5 protein-coding genes are annotated in these 4,276 nt (G+C 51.0%); 3 read left to right on the top strand and 2 right to left on the bottom strand.

Translation table 11 applies throughout. The features are described from left to right. Positions 1-742: molybdopterin-dependent oxidoreductase (locus MHN01_RS18205; RefSeq protein WP_239412640.1), on the bottom strand; the 742-nt coding region annotated here is incomplete at its 3' end. Further along, positions 729-1,004, bottom strand: coding sequence for a chaperone NapD (locus MHN01_RS18210; RefSeq protein ID WP_239412641.1), 276 nt, complete (start codon positions 1,002-1,004; stop codon positions 729-731). The genes MHN01_RS18205 and MHN01_RS18210, both read right to left, overlap by 14 nt. A 482-nt stretch (positions 1,005-1,486) precedes the next feature. On the opposite strand from MHN01_RS18210, the gene MHN01_RS18215 reads away from it, so the two are divergent. From MHN01_RS18215 to MHN01_RS18225, 3 genes are all read left to right on the top strand, one after another. Beyond that, positions 1,487-2,113 (top strand): response regulator, encoded by a 627-nt coding sequence (locus tag MHN01_RS18215; RefSeq protein ID WP_239412642.1) that lies wholly within the window; start codon positions 1,487-1,489, stop codon positions 2,111-2,113. Beyond that, positions 2,113-3,690: a signal transduction histidine-protein kinase/phosphatase UhpB gene (gene uhpB, locus MHN01_RS18220; protein ID WP_239412643.1), complete on the top strand. Its 1,578-nt coding sequence runs from the start codon at positions 2,113-2,115 to the stop codon at positions 3,688-3,690. Before MHN01_RS18215 ends, uhpB begins: the two co-directional genes overlap by 1 nt. Positions 3,691-3,780: 90 nt before the next feature. Beyond that, positions 3,781-4,276 (top strand): MFS transporter (locus MHN01_RS18225; RefSeq protein WP_239412644.1); only part of this gene is annotated, 496 nt, incomplete at its 3' end.

Raw genomic sequence — 4,276 nt, forward strand, 5'->3', positions numbered from 1 at the left:
GGTGGGTAAAAGTCAACAACACCGCCACTTTCACCTTGTCTGACGACAGTCGGCGGTCAGTCAGACGAGTCCATAAGATGGGGTGCATTTCTGCCATGTTCGAGCCCCAAAGCACAAAGGCATCGGCATGCTCAAGATCATCGTAGCTACCCATCGGCTCATCCATACCAAAGGTACGAGCAAAACCGACTACCGCCGATGCCATACAATGACGGGCATTGGGGTCAATATTGTTAGAGCGGAAACCGGCCTTGTACAACTTGGCAGCTGCATAGCCTTCCCAAACCGTCCACTGCCCGGAACCAAACATCCCGACCGAGGTTGGCCCTTTTTCCTTCAGTGCCTGCTTGAATTTATCCGCCATCACATCGAAGGCTTCATCCCAGCTTACCGGCGTGAACTCACCGTCCTTATCGTAAACCCCGTCGGTTTTACGCAACATCGGCTGGGTCAGGCGGTCTTTACCGTACATGATCTTAGGCAAGAAATAGCCCTTGATACAGTTCAGGCCCTTGTTTACCGGCGCGTCCGGATCCCCCTGGGATGCCACCACCCGGCCGTTTTGCGTCCCGACCAGCACGCTACAGCCGGTACCACAGAAACGACACGGTGCCTTGTCCCATTTAACATTCTTGTCTTCACCAGCAGCTTGGGCAACAGAAACAGGTATCGTCAAACCCGCTGCTGCCGCGGCGGCTGCCGCTGCATTGGCCTTTAAGAAACTACGTCTACTGACTGTCATTGTTGGCTTCCTTAAGCTCAGATTGCTCATCCATTTGGTGGTACACCAGAGTGACGGTTATTACGCCGGGCAATGTTTTGATTTTCTCGAAGCGTTCTACCAACCCGTCCTTGCTGTCTCCCTCAAGCACCACAACCATCTTTCCTATTTCATTGCTTACAGGTACTTCGGCCCCTTTCAGGCTCTCTATGGTTTTCTTTACCGATTCGGCATGCTCGGCCGACACATACACAACCAAACTGCAGACATGGTAATCCTTCATTTATTGAGCCCTCCCAGGCAGGCATCACACCACCCCAAACCATTAAGGAGTGCATGTTTAAGCGGCAAGACAGTGTTGGCAGGTAGGGTGTAGGTTACGAATTGGCCCTGCCACTTAATACGCACTTTTTGTGTGGACTATTAATAATTTATGCTTAAAAAATCGACAGGGCATACCTCAAAGGAGGTAAAGGATATACCTCTTTGAGATAGATCAAAAAAGCAGCAATACCTAGTTCACATTTACAACAGATTTCATATTGTGACGTTGTCACTACAGGGAAATAAAGAACGCCGTCAGCCTTAGATTTCTGGCGGCCAGTAAATTGTAGGAAAAGTGATAATTGAGACATTTATCATTTACGGCGCACCATGTTCATGATTATGAAATATATTTCGCGACTGGCATCACATCACGTTATGAGTGAATTGAATGCACCAAATCAATTTGCGACGATTCCAAAAATAACAAAGGATGTGAAAATGATTTCTGTCGCCCTGGTCGATGACCACATCATGGTACGTTCCGGTTTTGCCCAGCTTCTGAACGTTGAATCTGATATAGAAGTGAAGGGAGAATATAGCTCGGCCAAGGATGCCTTCTCTGCGCTGTCACGGGCAACAGTCGATGTCGCGGTGATTGATATTTCCATGCCGGATGAGAGCGGGCTGAGCCTGTTAGAGCGCCTAAAAAAAGACAATCCCAACTTTCGCGCCATCATTCTCAGCATCTATGATTCGGCCTCTTTCGTCAGCAAGGCGATAGAAGCCGGAGCCTGTGGCTACCTCTCCAAACGTTGTGGCCCGGGAGAGCTGGTTACCGCCATACGCACTGTTGCCAGCGGTGATCGTTACCTGTGCGCCGATGCCTTGTTCAACCTCAGCAATGCACCGGCCGAACCCAAAGCATTGGACGAACTCACCAAACGCGAGCGTGAGGTATTCAATCACCTCATCAAAGGGATGGATGTCAAAGAAGTCGGGGTGGCGCTTTCCATCAGCCATAAAACAATCCATGTTCACCGGGCCAATATTCTCAGCAAGCTGAACTTGTCCAACAACGTCGACCTGATCCGGTTTGCTCTCCAGCACAAACTACTGGACGAGTAATGAAAGAAGAAAGCCAGACCCTGGGCAAATACTTTTCCTTTGCCTTTAGCTTTGTGATTTTTACAATCAGCTGGTTCTGCCTCTGGAGTATCAGCAGCTATCTTTCGCCCGACCTTTTTCTGGCCGGGTTGTTTCTCCCCGTCGGACTCAAGCTGGCAGTATTGGTGCTGACACCCCGCCGCTTCTGGGCGCTTTATCTCGTCAGCGAACTGGCTATCAGCGGCTGGCTGCTGTCGATGCTCCACAGCGAACCTCACGACTGGCTCTTGCTGCTCAGCCCATTTGTCAGCTATTTCCTCGCCTTCCCCTTTACTTCATTCTGGCAACAACTGACTACCTACTGGCAACGACTGCTGGCACTGGTTGCGCTGGTTCTGGTCCACGGCTTGGCAATCGGCCTGATGATACTGCTGCTGAGCAAGCCGCTGGCCTTCCCTGCAGGTTACGCTTTTTCCGGTACCATCAGTGCCATCACCGGCGGGATCCTGCTGACCCCGTTTTTCTACCTGCTCTATGACTATCTCAACAAGGTCTGGGAACCGCTAAGCCCGACGCTGATCCATCAGGAAATCACTATCAGGCCCTCTGCCCTGTTGTGGACGATTGTGTTTTTCTCTATCGGCCTATTCGCTGAGCTCACCTTCATCGATCAGATGGAGCCGCTGGTTCTGCTGGTAATGCTCTTGCCCAATATTTTTATGGCATACCGCTATGGCTGGCAGGGCGGGGTTCTGGCCTCGGTAATGAACAGTATATTGCTGACCACAGCACGGCAGATCTCCGGCTCTTTCTCCAGCGATCAGGAACTGAAAGTTTTTATCACGACCCAGGCACTGGTAGGACTCGGGCTCGGGATAGCCATCAGCCGCCAATATCTGCTGGCCCAGCGGCTACAGCAGGTCAACCAAGAACTGGCGCAAGAGCTAAATAACAAGCAACACCTTGCCCGGCAGCTGGTTCAGGTTGAAGAAGACATTCGCAAGTCTGTCGCCAGAGAACTCCACGATGAAATCGGCCAGAACATCACGGCCATCCAGATCCAGGCCATGCTTGCCAACCGGACCTCCCAGGACGAAAACACCAAGAACATTGCCGACGCTATTCACTCATTGTCGATGCGAATCCATGGCTCAACCCGGCAGTTGTTAACCCAACTGCGTCCGCAAATTCTCGATGAGTTAGGTCTGGAAAACGCCCTGCGTCAGCTGGCTCACGAAATGAAATTTGCCGAGCGCAATATCGACTTTCAGTTCAATATCGGTATCGCCAACCACAAGCTGGATGACATTACCGCCGTGACCCTCTACCGCATTGTGCAAGAACTCCTCAACAATGTAAGCAAGCACTCACAGGCCACCGAGGTACAGCTCAGCCTGATGCCGGGGACCATGTTTAGCCTGGAGCTGCGTGACAACGGCTGCGGCCTGCCGGACAACTGGCGCACCAAGGGACAAGGTCTGAAAGGTATCGAGGAACGGGTAAGCGCATTGGGAGGTAGCCTCTCCATCCAGTCCGGCCCCGGCACACGATTTATTGTTAACTTGCCCACAAAAATGCCAACAACCGAGACAAACTAGGAAATTTTCCTAGGCATTTAAAAACCTGTCTCATCCATTTCAGTAATCGTTTACGTACTATCGATTCAGCAATAGGGAGATAGCGCCGCCATGATGGGTTTTCTTACATCAGAACAGCCAGCGCAGACCATATCGGACAAACAGCAAATTGACGCCACCTACAAACACTGGCGCTTACATTTGATGTTTTCGATGTATATCGGCTATGGCGTTTTTTATTTCACCCGAAAAAGTCTGAACTTCGCCATGCCGGCAATGCTGGCAGATTTAGGCCTGACGCATTCAGATATCGGCTTTCTCGGCACCCTATTCTATATCACCTACGGGATCTCGAAGTTTGTATCCGGCATGGTGAGTGATCAGTCAAACCCAAGCTACTTCATGGGGCTGGGCTTGATAGCAACAGGCATCATCAATATTTGTTTCGGATTGAGCTCGTCGCTGATCATGTTCGCCGTATTGTGGACATGCAATGCCTTCTTTCAAGGCTGGGGCTGGCCACCATGTGCCAAGCTGCTTACTACCTGGTATTCACGTTCCGAGCGTGGTTTCTGGTGGTCAATCTGGAATCCCTGCCACAATCTGG

Origin of the sequence: Photobacterium sp. OFAV2-7 (genome assembly GCF_022347985.1) — a bacterium.
In the GTDB taxonomy this organism is placed as follows: domain Bacteria; phylum Pseudomonadota; class Gammaproteobacteria; order Enterobacterales; family Vibrionaceae; genus Photobacterium.

Coding starts and splice junctions, on each gene's coding strand:
- MHN01_RS18210 (WP_239412641.1), bottom strand. CDS start 1,004: ATGAAGGATTACCATGTCTGCAGTTTGGTTGTGTATGTGTCGGCCGAG.
- MHN01_RS18215 (WP_239412642.1), top strand. CDS start 1,487: ATGATTTCTGTCGCCCTGGTCGATGACCACATCATGGTACGTTCCGGT.
- uhpB (WP_239412643.1), top strand. CDS start 2,113: ATGAAAGAAGAAAGCCAGACCCTGGGCAAATACTTTTCCTTTGCCTTT.